Below are 16,341 nucleotides of genomic sequence, written 5' to 3'. Positions count from 1 at the left end.
CGGTTCTACAAACTATAAAAGGTAGTAAAGAATAATATCATACGGTAAATTAATATTATCCAATAAAAAGCGAAAACTAAAAACGTGGCCAGCCCTATGGCGCGCGGCCAGCGAATGCCATTGATTCTTCGTAAACTGCTGGCAAAATAACTCAAGCAAAAACCGACCATAACAATTGAGCCAAACGCCTCCGAAAACACGATTGCTTTAATATGCGGGACGCCAAGCCAATCCACTACCCCACCCAAAGCATACAGTAGGCTTCCAAAAACAATCATAAATAGCAATAAAGCGCTCACAAAGTGAGATGCAAAGACCACACTAGCGATCATCTTATGAGAACATTCTTTTAGCAATGGAAGGCTAATCAACGCGACCATGGGTATCAATAATATGACGAGAGACTTGGAGTGAACTTGAATGAGTTGATCAAATTTTTGCGCATAAGTTGTTTTAGAAAGATTTTGTTCGCTGAGTGCCTGAGCAACCATATCATTAGCGAGCGCATGATGCGGAAAATTAGTCGCGTTTAAATGCACTTCGAGTGGTGTTGTAAATGCATTTTGGGGAACAAATACAATAAATACAAAATAGATGACATTGATAATTAAAAATAATTGAAAAGGGTTAATTCGATGAACTCTTATGCCGTTCAAATAATCTTGAGCCAACTGACCAGGCTTTGTCACGAGTAACTTTAAACTGAGCATAAATTTGGCATCAACGTCAGTGAGCGAAGTTATCAATTGGTTTAATAATGATTTGATAGACAGCTGTCGCTGATCGAACCGCTTTTCGCCACAATAAGCGCAATAAGTATGCTCAACAGTTTTTTTACAATTGACGCACTTAATCACGACCAATATCTCTCATTTAGAATCACTGCTGCAAATAATAAGATTTTGCTCCCTCAAATAACAGTTTTTTTAAGTTTGTCTATTTTGACTTCGAAATCCCCTGATACAAGCGAGCCGAACGCTTAGACAACTATGCGCAAAATCGAGTAAACTTGTGGGCCCAAATATCGTTACAACATCCAAGGACCTTCAATGGGAAAATCTATAATAAGAGCGCTTGGGGTTTCACTTTGTCTGTTAGTTTCCTCAAACCTCAAAGCCCAATGCCATATTTATCACAACATCAAGGGTTATACCCCGGTTTTTGGCTCGACCGAGCTAAAAAGCTTTGATTGGCTTAAATTTGAATCGGGTAAAGTCGAAGCGACCGGCACCAAGCAAAATCTAACTGACAACCTGGGAAACTGCAAAAAGCATGACGGTAAGGGCCAATATATGCTTCCAGGGCTATTTGATGCGCATGCGCACGTTTCGGGCCTGGGCAAAGAAATGACCCGCGTTAATTTACGCGGCGTCGAATCGGAGAGCGCTTCAGCGGCTAAAGTAAAAGAATTTGCCAATGCTAACCCGCAATCGAAATGGGTTTTAGGACGAGGTTGGAATCAAGTACTATGGCTGGTTAAAGAATTTCCAACTAAAACGTCACTTGATGCAACGGGTGTAAAGCGACCAGTTTGGTTGGAGCGAATCGATGGCCATGCTGCTTGGGCTAACAGCGAGGCAATGCGACTTGCCGGTATTAATCGTGATACCCCGGATCCACCCGGCGGAAAGATTATTCGCGATGAAAATGGTGATGCTACCGGTGTATTTATTGATACCGCAATGTATCTTATCGAAAAGAAAATCCCCCCAATGAGCAGCCTTGAATTGGAATATGCTTTTGATAAAGCCTATGAGCACTTGCTCGCTCTGGGACTAGTGGGTATTCACGACGCAGGCATTACTCAGCCGGAAATTGACTCCTACGTTAAACGCGCAAAAGAGAATCGCTTGCCGATACGCATTTACGGCATGTTAGCCGGTTCTAGTCGTGATTTAGACCGGTGGTTAGACGCTGGTCACATTAAAGATGACAAGGACATGTTGTCTATCCGCAGTGTAAAACTCTACTCCGACGGCGCTCTCGGTAGTCGCGGTGCAGCAATGTTACAGCCTTATTCTGACGACGCTGACAACAAGGGGCTTTTACTCACAAAACCGCGTGACCTTGACCAGCTCGTCGAGAAGATTATTTCCAAAGGGTTTCAGGTTAACGTTCACGCAATCGGAGACAGAGGCAATCGGATAGTTCTTGATGCGCTGGAAAAGACTTACAAGAAAATCGGCGGTAGAGAGTTACGTAATCGTAACGAACACTCACAGGTGGTGTCTCTCAAAGACATCCCTAGATTCAAAGAACTGGATGTTATCGCCTCAATTCAACCGGTTTTCGCGACTAGTGATATGAATATGGCAGAAGATAGAGTCGGTCCTTGGCGCATTAAAGGCGGTTACGCTTGGAAAAAATTCCTTGACCAGGGCACGATTATCGCGGCTGGTTCCGACTTTCCAGTAGAGCTCGCTAACCCCTTTCATGGTTTACATGCAGCGGTGACTAGGCAGGACAGAGATAATTTGCCGAAAGGCGGCTGGTTACCCGATCAAAAACTTACCCCGCAACAGGCTCTGATAGCCTTTACGATTAATGCCGCTTATGCAGCACATCAAGAAAAAACGCTCGGCTCACTTGAAAAAGGAAAATGGGCTGACTTTATTCTGGTTGATCGCGATGTGATCAATGGCAAACACGAGGACATCTGGAAGACGACTGTTCTAGAAACTTGGATTGCAGGAGAGAAAAAATACCAAAAACAATAGCATTCGATGTCCACACTAAGAGCCGAGTCATCACTCGGCTCTACTCTGCTGAATTCGCTCTTGTCTATATTCGCTTAATTCTTGTAGCAGCCACGCTTGGCTTGTTAATGTCGGTTGGTTTGGACAATGAATTAAATAAAATTTTCCGGACATATTACTCTTGGTTGCGGAGTACTTAATAAAATCCTCGGTAGATTCAATATCATCTTCATAATAGTCATATTTGCGTAAAATATGTTTGTGAGCTTCGGCTCCATTATGCTTTTTGCCATTTCGTTCATAAACACAGTCAGTCGACTTGACATACCCAAGCAAATGCTCAATTTCAGATTGCATATCCGCAGAAGCTATTTGACTCAAGCTCAATAAGAATAGGGTCGTAATTAATTTCAACACTTTAGTAACGCTCAATAAGTTCACAATGAAAAGTCACTCGATGAATACTATGACGCACGCTCCAGCACATTAGTTGCACTTAACCCTATATTTACTTCAGCTGTGATTCAATTGCTTATTACAGCGATAGTCCCCTTGTGAGAGACTGGGTTGAACCAGCTTATTCTTTGTCTTTAATCTCAAGGCCGCTATCGCTATCTAGGTCAGTACCACCTGACGTCGTCGTCTCACCACGGGCAATTTCATGAGGAATTTCAAGTTTTTTGTCTTTCTCAAGGGCTGCTTGTGCATTAACCGAGCGGGTTTCTTGATTGATTTGAAAAATATCGCTCGCAGAGGCCAGGTCTTTCTCATTGACACTTGCAATCGTCTCACGATCCCCAAGGAATTCTCGCATTTCGCCCGTGACTTTATCGAGATCATCATCCGCTTTATGCATCTCTAAAATTCTTCGATAATATTCAAGATTGTTAGTGCCGCTCTCAGCAAAACAACTAGTAACGATTCTCGAAGCGATAATCCAAGGTGTCATACTTGAACGCACAACGACATTTTCTGAGCGAGTACTGTCGTGAATACTCACTCCCGTACTTACCTTTGACTCAGCATAAGTACCATGGCATTGGAAGAAAACGATCAAGGATTGGAAATGCATCTCAGCCCAAAAAATGTGTGCCGTGTTGGCAATGATTCGGCCAAAAATCCAAATGAGTGTTGGATAAATTAGCGCATCAATCGCTGGAACTACCGCGTTTTGAATTTGCGTGACAGGCTCAATCGCTAGGTAAAACATTATCGCGGCTAAAGCGAGTAGTGTTTCACCAATTAAAGTGCCTGCAATACGCAATTGTTTAAACAAAGGAACAGTCGGAATTTCGCGATATACGGGCTGTGTTTCTTGAATCATTTCGCCAGAAAATTTTCCCTTATCATTACTCCCTTGCTCGATTAGGTTTGCGTCAAAATCGCGATAAACTCGATTAGGAATCTCTTTATAGCGGCGATTGGCCATAACAATATTTTCAAAATTAATAAAGATTTCCTGTGGGTGAATACTTTCTTGCCAGTTATGCCTGAATTCAGATACTTCGGTTTTCGGATCCGCTTTGCTTGCTCTTAAAAATGTTAAAAACAAACCATAAACGGTTGCTAAAATTCCCAAGCCAGTCATGGTTGCAATATAAGCGCCTGCAGAGATGGGTAACTCGGGAAGTGGCTTAACATTGTGATGAATGTAGCTTAGTATCACCGGCGCTAAGATTGAGAAAAGTACCATCAAAATAACGCCGCCAGTTCCTGCGCCGCTGACGGAGACTTGAACGACACGTTTGAGCGGCGAGCGTCGCCCTAACCAAATCACAAACAAAAAACTCGCCAAAACAATACTTAACCAATCGAGAACCGGCGTATTACTAATCTCAGTTAACCCGGTTGAGCCCGAAAACCAAGCAAGCCCATAACAGAGAAACGCCAATAAGGTATAAATCAATCCGCTGGAAAGTTGCTGGGCAGCAGTGCGAATCGGGTAAGGCATAAATAAAAGCTTGGGCATTACAGTGTGAATCAGTCTCGCCAGCCAGCCTTGAGGTTCGACAAACGTCAGGTTTTTACGCCCCATCAACATTTGCTCTAAATCTTTGTCGTGATAAGCGATATACCCTTCCCGAACATGAGCTTCACTTTTACTGATATTCTGCGACAAGCTGGCAGGCACGCCACGTCCGACGAAAAAGCGCATGACTTTAAATAAGCCGCGGCCAGTGGCGATCACCCCGCTTCCCAAGAGTAGTACACCTATCCCCAAAGAAAGCCACCCTGCTAGCTTTGCGCCACCAGCGACTAAATCTTTAACCGCGAGTAACGCCACAATTCCAAGAATCGTCACGATGAGACCTCGGATAGTCAGCACAAAGCCTTCAAATTTAAAGGGATTCTTTATACCAAGGGTATCGGAACCGTATTCAAATGCCATATCTGCTCCTTAGTTCAGGCTTTATTCTTCTCATTTTGTCTTGTTTTTAACAATTCGTTAACGACCAATAATAACTGATTTAACTCATTAATGGTGACTGATTCAGGATTTGGCAAAGCGTTTCACTATCGATATTGCCACCACTGATAATAATCCCAACTTTACCTGAGGGTTTGAGGTTATTACTGAGCAACGCCGCAAGCCCCAAAGCCCCAGACGGCTCTACTACTAATTTCATTCTGTAAAACAAATGCCTTACCGCCTCCATAATCGCTTCTTCTGACACTTCAAGAATATCGTCAACATGAGTTTGAATCAGCGGGAAAGTCAGCTCGCCTAATGAAGCCGTCCGAGTTCCATCGGCGATAGTCGGTGGGTTCGGTTTAGATACAATTTTCCCAGATTTAAAAGATAAACTGGCATCATTGGCCAACTCCGGCTCAACACCATAGACTTTACAACGTTCGTTGAGGTGTTTTATTGCAACACTGCTGCCGCTGAGCAAACCTCCGCCGCCACAAGGGATTAAAACCATATTCAAGTCAGGATGCGTATCCATCAACTCCAATGCAGCAGTACCTTGACCCGCGATCACATGCGGATGATCAAAGGGTGGAATTAGATGTAGCTGACTACCTTCAAGAATTTCCGCCGCGACGTCTTCGCGAGTTTGAGTGAAAGGATCATACTCAACGACTCTCGCACCGTAACTTTTAGTAGCAGCTAGTTTGACTTTTGGTGCATTAGTAGGCATGACGATGGTAGTCGGCACTCCAAGCATTTTACCGACACAAGCTATCGCTTGGGCATGGTTTCCGGATGAATAGGCAATCACTCCTTGTGACTTTTGCTTATCGTTGAGTTGAACAATACTGTTATAGGCTCCGCGAAATTTAAACGCGCCAACCCGTTGAAAGTTTTCACATTTAAAGAATATTTCTGCACCGAGTTTTTGGTTGAGACTGTTCGATGTATGTACTGGAGTATGATGAGCAACTCCGTTTAAGCGTTTACTCGCCGATTTAATTTGTTCAAACATGTGGTTACTTCCTCGGCCTCAGCTATTCCGATGATACTTTATAATCCTGGTTTTTAATCTCGGTTTTTAATGCTTATTTTTATCTGCCTATTGATGCACTGATTCAACAGCAGGATGAAAAAATAAAAAAACCGCTTCAAAGAAAAATCTGAGCGGTTTTAAAACCTCGGAAGCCAACTATTTAAACAGGAAAAGCCCCCTCAATCAATGCTGATGGTTTAAGGCTCGAGTTTCGACTGGAAGCTCATGTTTAGGCCTGATGGTGATTGTATATAGTAGATTCGTTCGCCATGGGCATCGACAGGACCTTGCGGATCTAAACCTTGTTTTTCAGCATGTTGAGCTAAACTGTCAGCGTTATCAACAACCAACTGTAACATCAGACCAGCTGGCATTTGCTCGCCTGATGGCCAAATTTCAGCCCAACTCGCGCCATCTTTGGTTGAAAAAATTCCCCCAAAAAAACCTTCCATGCCTTCTACATCCTGCATGTCCTTGAAGCTATTTTTTAAGCCCAAGCCGTTTTCAAAAAAGTCGATTTCTTTTTCTGCTTGATTATTAACAGAACAAAATCGTATACCCAGTAATTCCATTATTTTATTCTCCTTTAGGCCGCTTGTGCCTGTTTTGTTCGTTGAAAGAAACCGGCAATTAATGAAACGATAACGCCGATCCCAAATACTGTGACAAACATAGCCGAAAAGTTAACAACTGGACTCATAAAGAAAGACTTCTCTTGTTCTAGTTGTGCAATTTGCTTTTCAATCTCCGCTTGAGGGGCGCCACTGTTACGAATATTCTCAATGTAATAATTGAAGTACTGATCCATAAAATCGGGCGCAATATAATAGACATAAACTAAGTTATATAGACCGAACATCACTCCAGCGATAGTACTGATGCCGATGCCAATTAAAAATATCTGACCGAAAGTAACGACTTCTTGTGGATTCAGCTTTTGGTAATTATTCACAGCAACAAAAATCAGTAGTAGCGACAAAATCATGGTGGAATAGCCAATAATCTCGCCAATGCGAAACGTCTCAGGTCCCCTGCCCATAAACATCTCAGCCACAACAGGGATAAGAACGATTACTGTTCCCGCGATAAGACCGTATTTAATAATGTTATTTTGCATTGTTTGTTCCTTATCTGCTCGAATGGATGGTTTAAACTACCGCAAAAAGGCCCGCAAATGTTATCACCCAAATGGGTGACATTATAACTAATGTATTAAATTCAGAGACTTAGCTTCAGCCACTGCTTGCGTGCGATTGTTGACATCCAGTTTATCAAAGAGCTTCTTAAGATGAGTTTTCACCGTATTGGGAGAGATATCAAGGCTTTTTGCGATTTCTTTATTGGTATATCCTTGTGCTAGAAATAGCAACATTTCCTGCTCTCGTTGACTAAATAGGGCTAATTTCTCTTCGTCGATTGTTGAAAGGTTCTGCGGTTTAGAGCCAGCGAAATATCTCGCCAATAAAATACCAATAAGCAAAAAGGCGGTGGCGACGATTGCAAGGTAGATTTCTAGCGATAGTTTGTAACTAAAAAACTGATATTCTAAGAATTTAAATGCGGCCAAGGCGCCAAATAGAATCATTCCATATTTAACAACTATTCGCCACATGACTGCTATCTACTGATCCGCTGAATTTTCGCCAACAAGGCTCATTAAAATTTTTAAGGTTGCAGGCGTAATAGGAGTCGGTAATTGGGTTAGTGGAAACCAACGCAATTCTTGGCAAAGCTGCGGCTCCCTGTTTATTGGCTCACCCCGCCACTCGGTAACTTGAAATACCTCGTGTTCGATTTGTTGTTCATGATCAAAAAGCGTAGTCAAATTTTCACCATCAATCATCTGAATACCGGTTTCTTCAAAAAGCTCACGCCTCAAGGCATCAACAAAATTTTCTCCTGATTCGAGACGGCCGCAGGGAAATGCCCAAAAGCCAGAGTAATACTCTGTATTTTTACGCAATCCGAGAAGTACGTTATCAGCTTGCTGTAATACACCTGAAACCAGTTTAAGATATTTCGACAAAACTTTTCCCTAGCAGTATTTGCGCACCATACGGGTAAATTACTTTAACAGGTATGACCCGCTTAAAAAACTATTTAACCGACTTGACGCCGTGAAGCCGCTATTGGACTTATTCTAACCCACCGAAAAAGGTACATGATAATGGCTTTTGTTAAACCTGAAACTGTCGCGAGTACAACCATTGGCCAACTATTCTCAAAGCCCATAGTGTAGGCCAAAAATAACGTTGAAAAATCCATCGCTAAAATATACTGATTCATTTTGATATTAACGGCGCCGGTCTTGCCATGTTTGACAATCAATCGAATCTGGTGCCAGTACCCTTGTGCCAACGCACCGCTTACCGTTAGAATCAAGACCGTCGATATAAGATGACTTTCATCAGCCACTTTCGGCCCTACTAGCAGCCCTATCAGTCCTAAAATGAGCGATATTCCGACTAACCCGAAGACAATCCTTACTCGCAATTGATTTCTATCTTTAAACATTTCGAACAGTATAAGAAATACTAAACAGCACGCCATTAATCTTGGCCAAACCATATAGTGGTTGAAAGGTTCGACGCTGTAGCCATAAACAAAAAAAGAGAAATAAGCAAAAAAGGTAACGGTAAATTGGTTGAGAGAAAGAAGTTCGGTGGTTGAGCTGCAATGTTGTTGGGCACGCTGCCAGATCAATGTAAGCTGTAAAAATACACCATAGATACTGAACAGTACAAACAGTGAATTTATCGTGCCCGCGATATTGAACAATGAGAGAGCGGTCAACGCAGTTTAGACCTCAAACATCATGAATCCGATGAAGCCGATCCAAGAAGCGAGTAACAGCGCCCAAGGTAACAATACGTTTATTGACCGTGGCTGTTGAGGAGGCTTATCAGCAAAACCGCTTGTTTCCTTATCATTAGTAGCGTTTAGATCACGTCTAGATTGTTTAAGCTTTTTATCTAATTCTCGCGCTTTAGACTTTTGCCGTTTCTTGTATTCGGCTATCCCCTTTTGTATTCCTTTTTCGATGAGCTTAGTCTGCTCTTTAGTTTGGCCTGGACGTTGCGTCGCTTTCGCTATCGCATGGGCTTCTTGAATGGTCTCCTTGGAGGGCATATTCTTCTTTTTGCTCATTTTATGTACACTGCTCGTCAATCAAAACTAAATTCAAAAATACTTGCACGCCATGTGCTTTCCAAAGAATTGTGTTTCCTACCACTACGCCAACGCTATTTCAGCGCGATGTCATTGGAAAAGGCGCTCAGTCTCAGCGCATAGCCGCTTATTCTGAAGGCAACGGAGTTTAGCATAATGTCGACTGCGAGACTTGGTGAAAAGTGTATTTTCTCAAATCCAGTATTTCTATCACTCAGCAAAAGTGAAGGAAACCAGAAATTGTGCTGCAAGCCACTTCAGTTTTCCCACATTAGGATTTAGAATCAGATAAAAATAACAAATTGACGTCCCGTGGCCAGAAAGTACTTATTCTATATAAGCCAAAACACTGCCGTAGAAATTTTACGTCCCCTGCAGAATGCTATCTACAAACGCGGCGACGACTGCTGCTGGTTTGTCACTAACAAAACTATCGATACCAATCTTTTTGGTCCAGACGAATCCTATGTCACCGATATTTATTCAGCCATTCAATTTAAACCCGATGTCGTTTTTGCCACTCAAAACAACCTTCCCAGTTTTATACCGGGATTTAAAGTACAGATTTTCAATGGGCTTGATTTCAAAAAATCCAAATTTTTCGAGATTTGTCAGTCCTTTGACCTTTATTGCACCCAGGGTAAGTTTAGTACGTTAGGTTTTAATCAGCTCGCTAAAAAACATTTGGACTTCAACGTGGTTGAAACTGGTTGGCCTAAACTTGATCCTCTGTACTCATGTCGATCATTAAATATAGACACCGAGTTACCGATAGTTTTATACGCACCTTCGGCCTCCCCAGCCCTATCCAGTGCTCAGGATTGTTTTAGCACGATTAAAAGTTTGGCCGCACAAAAACATTTTTTCTGGTTAATTAAACTTCCCGAGCAAATGAATTCGATTTGGGCTGATAAGTTTAAAACCTTATCTTCTGACAATGTCATGGTTGACCAAATTGCTGAAACACTACCAATGCTGCGCACTGCTGACGTTATGCTTTCTGATACTTCTTCGATAATCAGTGAGTTTCTGCAACTCATTAAACCTGTTGTTAGTTATAATAATGCCAAACCTGATCAATATTTAATTAATATCAAACAACCTCATCAGATAGAACAAGCAATCCTCTATGCATTATCAAGACCATCGGAAGTCCTTAATGCAATTTACACTTGCTGTCGTGAAATTCATCCATACAAAGATGGCTTATCGAGCGAGAGAGTGCTACTTGCGGTAGACAAGTTAATACAAGGCGAGCTTCCGCAAACACAGCGAAAACCATTAAACCTTTTCGATAATCTTATCCATCGAAAAAAACTCGGCTATTGGAGAATAGGATAGAACGCTTTTCAAGCTTGAAGCGATAATTTTAACTGTTGAATTTTAGCGGATTCATCGATAACGAAAACCGCCTTAATTTTTAATAGACCGTTACTAACGCCAACTAAATAACGGGTAACCGCCGAATAGACTAACTCCCCAGAAACCTTTTTAAAATGCCAGATGACAGAGACTAGCTCTAAGACATCAGAAACATTCGTTTGAGATTCTAATTCAAAGTCTACCGTGGCAATTTGAAAGTCTTTATAAAGGTCAACGAGCGATTCGCTATTTCGATTAAAGGTATCTTCATCAAACGGCAGGCTCTCTCCCGTCTCTGAGTAAAAGGTCATTGGAAAGTCGTAAAAACTCGCGATTGCTTTTACGTCCATTGCAGTAAAAGCTGATGCGTATGAGCGAAATAGTTCTGAATACATTCTATCGGCTATAGTTTTTTGTAGAAGAATACCGTCGGATCTAATCCACCTTTTTCATTTTTTGCAAAGTCGGGGATCTGACCGGCTTCCAGAAACCCGAGCTTTCGATAAAGGTGAGAAGCTGCATCACCCAAGCGAGTGTCAAGAACAAGTAACTTTCGATGTAAGGACTTAGCTTTTTCTTCGAGCGCTTTCATCAGTAGTTGACCAATTCCTTTTCCCCGCGCAGCGGTATGGACCATTAATTTTTCAACATCACACCGATGGTCTCCATTGGGTTTAGAGACCAGAGCAAGTTGCACACAACCAACTATTCTGCGGTTATCCAGTGCAATTAACATTATTCGATTTTGATCTTGTAAGTCTGCGTTAACACCTGCCCAGTAGTGTCCTGCGTCAACCTCACTCAGTGGCGGTAAAAAACCAATCGATGCGCCATTGTCGACACAGTCAATGAGAACTTCATTCAGTGGCTCTCGCATACTAGAGATGTTTGTGACTTCTCTGATTTCCAATTTAGGATCCTGGATAATCTCATTCATAAGTCGGATGTCTTCTCGATTTCATAAATTGCTTCAGCAATACCTTCCATTTTAGATTCAAATACAGCTTGTGCATCATATAATCCTTGATTATAGAAGCTAGGACCGATTTCTTCAGTAAAAAAATCTAATAAAAACTCAGCAGGAAATTGTCCGAGTTCCTGATCTAGCTCTTCCTGAAAATAAAGTTGAATCCTTCGAACCAGCCTCGCTTTCTGCTCCTTTGAAAACTTAATCTCTGTCACAGTTCTCAGTACCTTTTATCTATTAAAGCGATTTATCTACGCTCGCGATATCTCTCGATTAAAACAAGGTCATCGCCAGCAATATCTCATCATTGGTAAAACAACACTTGCCGCAAACAGTCTTTTAAAAAAAGGGCTGATATTCGCTAAACGAGATAGCTAGAGTATTCATTGACTTCAGCTCATTCCCATCGAGGCTCAATTTACTTTAAGTCGGACCGTAAGTCGACTATTAACTTTTTTTGAAAATGTTGACTGAGGAAAGATGCTGCGCTTCCAGCAGCAATGAAATCTCTCCACAACTTACGGGTTGACGTGCTGACAGGTAAGTACGAAGGTTATTTTGAGTGTTTCAGTAATACCCTTCTCCGCCAATAGGTTGTTCAACTGCAGCAACCGATCGACGGGAATCGAGTTAGAGGAGAATGTTGATAATTAATTATTTTTTCGAATGACTGTTTGCTAAATCGACGAGTAATTTGGTGACCGCATGTTTGATCGCAATATGATCGCTGGGGTCAATGTTAAAGCTTTTACCTAAAACCGCATAATCTGAATCGCTCAAAGTTAAAGTCAATCGAGGTCTTACTTTTTTGGCTTTATATTCGAGGCCAAGCACCTTACGAATAAAGTCGGAGGACTTTAAATTATCGTCGACGGAACTTTTCTGAATGAACTTGTGTACCGATTCACTGACATCAAACGCAACTTGAGTTGCTTTTGCCGCTTTTTCCTGTTTTTTCCACTTGGTATTTTTATCACTCATCGACTTAAGTCTTCCCGTAGAGTTCTTTTATATCAGCAACGGGGCGAGAAACACAGAGACTGACGTCGGTCTCTCCGTTCGGCCAAACCTCAATCTCAACAGAATACATATCATCATCAGATACCAATGTAATAGCCTCAAAAGGTTCAGCTTTATCGTCTTCAAACTGAGAGAAAGATGAATGACGAAAATCTGCTTGGTGAAAATATCCCGATACCCAATCACCGTCTCGGTTATACCGTTCAGCAACCCAACGTTCATAATTATCGCGTTTTGCGGTCGTTTCTATTGGCGCGTTTCCAGGTTCATCCTCGAAAATTTCAGAGAAAGCCGCCATATCAAATAGTGACTCAACTTCGTCGCGTTCAATTTTCATTGCGAAAGTGATGTACTTTTCTCCATCTTCATTATCAACCGTCATGTGATAAGGCTCACCACTTTCACCTTCGAGCAGAAACTCAGTTTCCTTGCCGTACTGATACTCATAAGTATTGACACTAACAACTTTAAAAGTCTTACCGCGAACCGCTTGAGGAAGCCCAAATGAATCCTGCATATCAAACATATCACCAGGGATCAGATCTTCAGGTTGTTCAAGTTTGCGAACTGACTCTTCCTTTTTCCCAAACCATTTATTAAACATTGAGGCTCCTTATACGCAAAAGGAGGAGCATAGCTCCTCCGTTGCATTTGTCTTTACTATTTGTTTTTCAATCGCGCTAATATATCACTGGCTTGCGACTTGGTATTGCCAATACCCGCAGCTTCCATTTTAGCTTTCAGGTTGGCATCCGTGTTTTCAGCATTTAACTCTTCTGAAGCCTTTATTTTATCATCAAGACGTTGCTGTCTCTCTTTTATTCGGTTCAATGAATCGCGTGCCGCTGATGACTTTGACACCCCTGAAGACAAAGATGAATTAACAGAAACTCGCGCTTTTTGGACTCTTTCAGTAGTCTTTACAACTGATAATTCACGCTTATGCTCCTGTACCGACTTTTCAGCTCCTCGAATCTGCTCTTTCAGCATCGCAACGCTCGAACGGTAACCTTCTAATACCGGCTGTAATTCGGCTAATTCGTTCTCATACTCTGCAATTTTTTCAGCAATTTCAAGCGCTAACGCTTCATCACCTTTTTCCAATGCTTGACGCGTATAACCTTCATGCTCACCAATACGATCTTTTATCGCATTGATCTGACGGCCCGTTTTAGACTCGTCAGCCATAACCTCGGTCAAGGAATCTTTGGCTTTAGCGATGGCGTTTTCTTGGTCTTTAATTTCCTGTTCAAGAATTCGGATCGCATTGGCATCAACAACGGCCTCACCAACTTCTCTTGCACCACCACGAAGGGCTGTAACAATCTTTTTTAAGATACTCATAGTTTGTGCTCCTTTAACCTATTTCAAAAAATCTTCTAATGCTTCCAGTGAGTCAAGCGCGTTTTCTGATTGCGTAACCAATTCATGGGCAATGTTATCTAACACGGTATTAGTACTCATCGCACCAAACAAAACGAACTGATCATCAATTAAGCCCAGCGAACTCAATGGAATATTTATCGAAAGTCTCAACATCGTTTGATGCAACTCTTGAAGTAACTCAGGTTTCACTTCATCTTGAACAAACAAGTTAGTGACACAAAGAATCTGTTCATCTGTCGCAGTAACAAAAATAGGTAGTTCGTCAAACCCCTCAACGATTACTTGTAAGACTGAAATTTCGCCGTCGCCATTTTCTTGAATTGGCAGTACGTCCAATTTAAACCCGTCTTGGATATAACCACTGAGTTGAATTGCCAGGTCCTTTAATTGCATTTTAGATGTTCCTCATATTTTTGACATAAAATGTCATTGACACTGTTAGGTTAATAAGACTGACATAAAATGTCAATCCTTTTATTGGAAAACTTTTTACTTACTCGTTTTCGATACGGCTAGCTGATTGGTTAGTAAACACCCCAACATCTTTTTGCCAGGCACGAGTATGGTAGTCATAAAGCACACCGCTACCCAAATAATTCACCTTAATCTCATCAATCGATTGATAAAAATTAGCAGGCATCGCAAACGCGCCAATTAGGATATCATGAGTAATATAATTATTTTTGACCGGCAGGACTGTTTTCTCACGGATCCGGCTGCTTGGTGTACTTCCCTGTTTAGTCGCAATAGTCCAGCCCCATTCACCAAAGCTGGGAACATTCTGTCTAAACTGTTCTACATGCTGATAGCCGGCCTGTTTCATGGTCTTGCCTACGCTAACAAAGGCACTATGGGCATGATAAGGTGAAGTCGACTGAACGACAATGGCGCCATCAGGACTCAGTATTTGCCTGAGTCGAGCATAGAAGTAATCGGAGTAAAGCTTGTTTAAATCTGGGTGGCTGGGGTCAGGCAAGTCAACCACAATAACATCGAATAGTTTTTGCTGGGCCAATAATGGCTCTATTTCGATAAACGCATCACCAAAAATCACCGACACTCGCTCATCTTCAAAAGCACCTTGATTTAATGTGAGCATCTGAGCTCTCAAGTTTTCGGTTTTTTCATCGGATTTTAGCGCGTATTTTTCAGAAAATAGCCCAACCAACTCTCGGTCAAGATCAATCAATACAACTTCATCAGGATCCCACTCTAAAATATTACGCACAGCAAGCCCGTCACCGCCACCGATGACAAGGGCACGCTCGGCTTTTCGGCTCGCCAATAAAGCAGGATAGGTCAACATTGAGTGATAAATATGCTCATCAGCGCTGCTAAACTGGAGCCTACCGTTCAAATACATATCAATAATTTGTTGGTCATGACCGATCTTTTTTTCGGTAAAGACAATGTTTTGATATTTAGAGTTCGTCTGATAAATCACGTTATCTTTATACAGCACATTCGCAAAAGATTTCATCCAGTAAGCACCACTATCAGCGATGACAAATAGCAGTACTAGGAGGAAGACATGGAATCCAACGAGCCAGGCCGCTCGACGAATTTCCTGCCAGTAGCAAAATAAAAATAGGCAGCCTGCGACGATATTAAAAAAAGCCGTCCAAACGGCAGCAGCGGTGATATCCATTGTCAGCATACTGGTAACCCAGATAAACGCGCCGACGCCTGCACCGATATAATCGGCACCGTAAATAGTGCCTGCATTGTTTTTTAGATGCCGACCATAGACTTGCTCTCGGACTCTCGCAATGAGCGGGATTTCCATGCCAATAAAAAATCCCAAGAAAAAACCGGCTATGTAGGGTAAGTGTCTCGCATAAAGTTTAATTTGCTCGAGCATCCCGCCTTCAAGAACGGTGTCAGGCGGCAAGTTAAAAGCGTCAGTCAAAATTGTCGGTAAATCACTGGTAAGCCCGATGATTGCCGAAATGACCAGCACCGATGACATACCAATTAAAGCCACCGTCGCTTCCAACCACGCGAATGCGCTGAACGGATTTTTTAAGGCTTTGGCAGCAAATGCCCCTAAGCCCATAGAGACAATCATGACACCGATCATGGTGTAGATTGCGGTTTCCACAATCCCCAACACGCGTCCTGCATAATGGGACAGCAAATATTCATAGATCAATCCACAAGCAGCTAGCACCGCCATGATGCTAATTAACATTGCATCATGAGCAAAGAGCCGAAAGCGGTTGGTATTAATCGCGGTTTTCAAAATGGTTTCTTGAGTGGGTCAACGTTCTATCAAACCAAGCTTGAGCCTCGT

Annotated in this window: 20 protein-coding genes; 2 read left to right on the top strand and 18 right to left on the bottom strand. The window is 42.1% G+C overall.

What is annotated here, in order from left to right; genetic code table 11:
- Positions 1 to 5: 5 nt before the first annotated feature.
- A complete protein-coding gene (locus FLL45_RS00675) occupies positions 6 to 710 on the bottom strand; it encodes a DUF3667 domain-containing protein (protein WP_142887869.1) in 705 nt (234 codons plus the stop codon).
- A gap of 339 nt (positions 711 to 1,049) precedes the next feature.
- Here FLL45_RS00675 and FLL45_RS00670 point away from each other — a divergent pair, with 339 nt between their 5' ends.
- Positions 1,050 to 2,717 (top strand): amidohydrolase, encoded by a 1,668-nt coding sequence (locus tag FLL45_RS00670; protein ID WP_185964273.1) that lies wholly within the window; start codon positions 1,050 to 1,052, stop codon positions 2,715 to 2,717.
- 30 nt (positions 2,718 to 2,747) lie between these two features.
- Here the strand turns inward: FLL45_RS00670 and FLL45_RS00665 are convergent, their stop codons facing one another.
- The 9 genes from FLL45_RS00665 to FLL45_RS00625 form a co-directional block, all read right to left on the bottom strand.
- Positions 2,748 to 3,113, bottom strand: coding sequence for a DUF5329 family protein (locus FLL45_RS00665; RefSeq protein ID WP_210247080.1), 366 nt, complete (start codon positions 3,111 to 3,113; stop codon positions 2,748 to 2,750).
- A gap of 160 nt (positions 3,114 to 3,273) precedes the next feature.
- Positions 3,274 to 5,085, bottom strand: a complete 1,812-nt coding sequence (locus FLL45_RS00660) for a hypothetical protein (RefSeq protein ID WP_142887867.1) — start codon at positions 5,083 to 5,085, stop codon at positions 3,274 to 3,276.
- A 79-nt stretch (positions 5,086 to 5,164) separates the two neighbouring features.
- The gene (locus FLL45_RS00655) at positions 5,165 to 6,124 is read right to left on the bottom strand and encodes a threo-3-hydroxy-L-aspartate ammonia-lyase (RefSeq protein ID WP_142887866.1); all 960 of its coding nucleotides are present in this window, start codon (positions 6,122 to 6,124) and stop codon (positions 5,165 to 5,167) included.
- A 218-nt stretch (positions 6,125 to 6,342) separates the two neighbouring features.
- Positions 6,343 to 6,717, bottom strand: coding sequence for a VOC family protein (locus tag FLL45_RS00650; protein ID WP_142887865.1), 375 nt, complete (start codon positions 6,715 to 6,717; stop codon positions 6,343 to 6,345).
- Between the two features lie 14 nt (positions 6,718 to 6,731).
- Complete coding sequence (locus FLL45_RS00645; protein ID WP_142887864.1) at positions 6,732 to 7,262, bottom strand: DUF4199 domain-containing protein; 531 nt, start codon at positions 7,260 to 7,262, stop codon at positions 6,732 to 6,734.
- 87 nt (positions 7,263 to 7,349) lie between these two features.
- Positions 7,350 to 7,757, bottom strand: coding sequence for a response regulator transcription factor (locus tag FLL45_RS00640; RefSeq protein ID WP_142887863.1), 408 nt, complete (start codon positions 7,755 to 7,757; stop codon positions 7,350 to 7,352).
- Between the two features lie 9 nt (positions 7,758 to 7,766).
- Entirely contained in the window at positions 7,767 to 8,171 is a 405-nt protein-coding gene (locus tag FLL45_RS00635; RefSeq protein ID WP_142887862.1) for an NUDIX domain-containing protein, read from the bottom strand.
- A gap of 74 nt (positions 8,172 to 8,245) precedes the next feature.
- Positions 8,246 to 8,938: a hypothetical protein gene (locus FLL45_RS00630; RefSeq protein WP_142887861.1), complete on the bottom strand. Its 693-nt coding sequence runs from the start codon at positions 8,936 to 8,938 to the stop codon at positions 8,246 to 8,248.
- A gap of 6 nt (positions 8,939 to 8,944) precedes the next feature.
- Positions 8,945 to 9,292 (bottom strand): DUF2956 domain-containing protein, encoded by a 348-nt coding sequence (locus FLL45_RS00625; RefSeq protein ID WP_142887860.1) that lies wholly within the window; start codon positions 9,290 to 9,292, stop codon positions 8,945 to 8,947.
- 333 nt (positions 9,293 to 9,625) lie between these two features.
- Here FLL45_RS00625 and FLL45_RS00620 point away from each other — a divergent pair, with 333 nt between their 5' ends.
- Entirely contained in the window at positions 9,626 to 10,654 is a 1,029-nt protein-coding gene (locus tag FLL45_RS00620; RefSeq protein WP_142887859.1) for a CDP-glycerol--glycerophosphate glycerophosphotransferase, read from the top strand.
- 8 nt (positions 10,655 to 10,662) lie between these two features.
- Here FLL45_RS00620 and FLL45_RS00615 read toward each other — a convergent pair whose 3' ends face one another.
- The 8 genes from FLL45_RS00615 to FLL45_RS00580 all read right to left on the bottom strand — a co-directional run bounded on the left by FLL45_RS00615 (position 10,663) and on the right by FLL45_RS00580 (position 16,290).
- Complete coding sequence (locus FLL45_RS00615) at positions 10,663 to 11,070, bottom strand: hypothetical protein (RefSeq protein WP_142887858.1); 408 nt, start codon at positions 11,068 to 11,070, stop codon at positions 10,663 to 10,665.
- Between the two features lie 8 nt (positions 11,071 to 11,078).
- Complete coding sequence (locus FLL45_RS00610) at positions 11,079 to 11,612, bottom strand: GNAT family N-acetyltransferase (protein ID WP_210247079.1); 534 nt, start codon at positions 11,610 to 11,612, stop codon at positions 11,079 to 11,081.
- Positions 11,609 to 11,857 (bottom strand): DUF2164 domain-containing protein, encoded by a 249-nt coding sequence (locus tag FLL45_RS00605; protein ID WP_142887857.1) that lies wholly within the window; start codon positions 11,855 to 11,857, stop codon positions 11,609 to 11,611. The genes FLL45_RS00610 and FLL45_RS00605 overlap by 4 nt, the downstream gene beginning before the upstream one ends.
- A gap of 439 nt (positions 11,858 to 12,296) precedes the next feature.
- Positions 12,297 to 12,623: a hypothetical protein gene (locus FLL45_RS00600; RefSeq protein WP_142887856.1), complete on the bottom strand. Its 327-nt coding sequence runs from the start codon at positions 12,621 to 12,623 to the stop codon at positions 12,297 to 12,299.
- A 4-nt stretch (positions 12,624 to 12,627) separates the two neighbouring features.
- On the bottom strand, positions 12,628 to 13,266 hold the full coding sequence (locus tag FLL45_RS00595; protein WP_142887855.1) for a hypothetical protein: 639 nt from the start codon (positions 13,264 to 13,266) through the stop codon (positions 12,628 to 12,630).
- A 56-nt stretch (positions 13,267 to 13,322) separates the two neighbouring features.
- A complete protein-coding gene (locus FLL45_RS00590; RefSeq protein WP_142887854.1) occupies positions 13,323 to 14,006 on the bottom strand; it encodes a PspA/IM30 family protein in 684 nt (227 codons plus the stop codon).
- A gap of 18 nt (positions 14,007 to 14,024) precedes the next feature.
- Positions 14,025 to 14,441 (bottom strand): DUF2170 family protein, encoded by a 417-nt coding sequence (locus FLL45_RS00585; RefSeq protein WP_142887853.1) that lies wholly within the window; start codon positions 14,439 to 14,441, stop codon positions 14,025 to 14,027.
- Positions 14,442 to 14,541: 100 nt separating this feature from the next.
- Positions 14,542 to 16,290, bottom strand: a complete 1,749-nt coding sequence (locus FLL45_RS00580; protein ID WP_210247078.1) for a polyamine aminopropyltransferase — start codon at positions 16,288 to 16,290, stop codon at positions 14,542 to 14,544.
- Positions 16,291 to 16,341 lie beyond the last annotated feature (51 nt).

Source organism: Aliikangiella marina (genome assembly GCF_007004765.1).
GTDB classification, from domain to species: domain Bacteria; phylum Pseudomonadota; class Gammaproteobacteria; order Enterobacterales; family Kangiellaceae; genus Aliikangiella; species Aliikangiella marina.
Note: the sequence above shows the minus strand (reverse complement) of the source record. Positions and strands in the feature narration are given on the sequence as shown.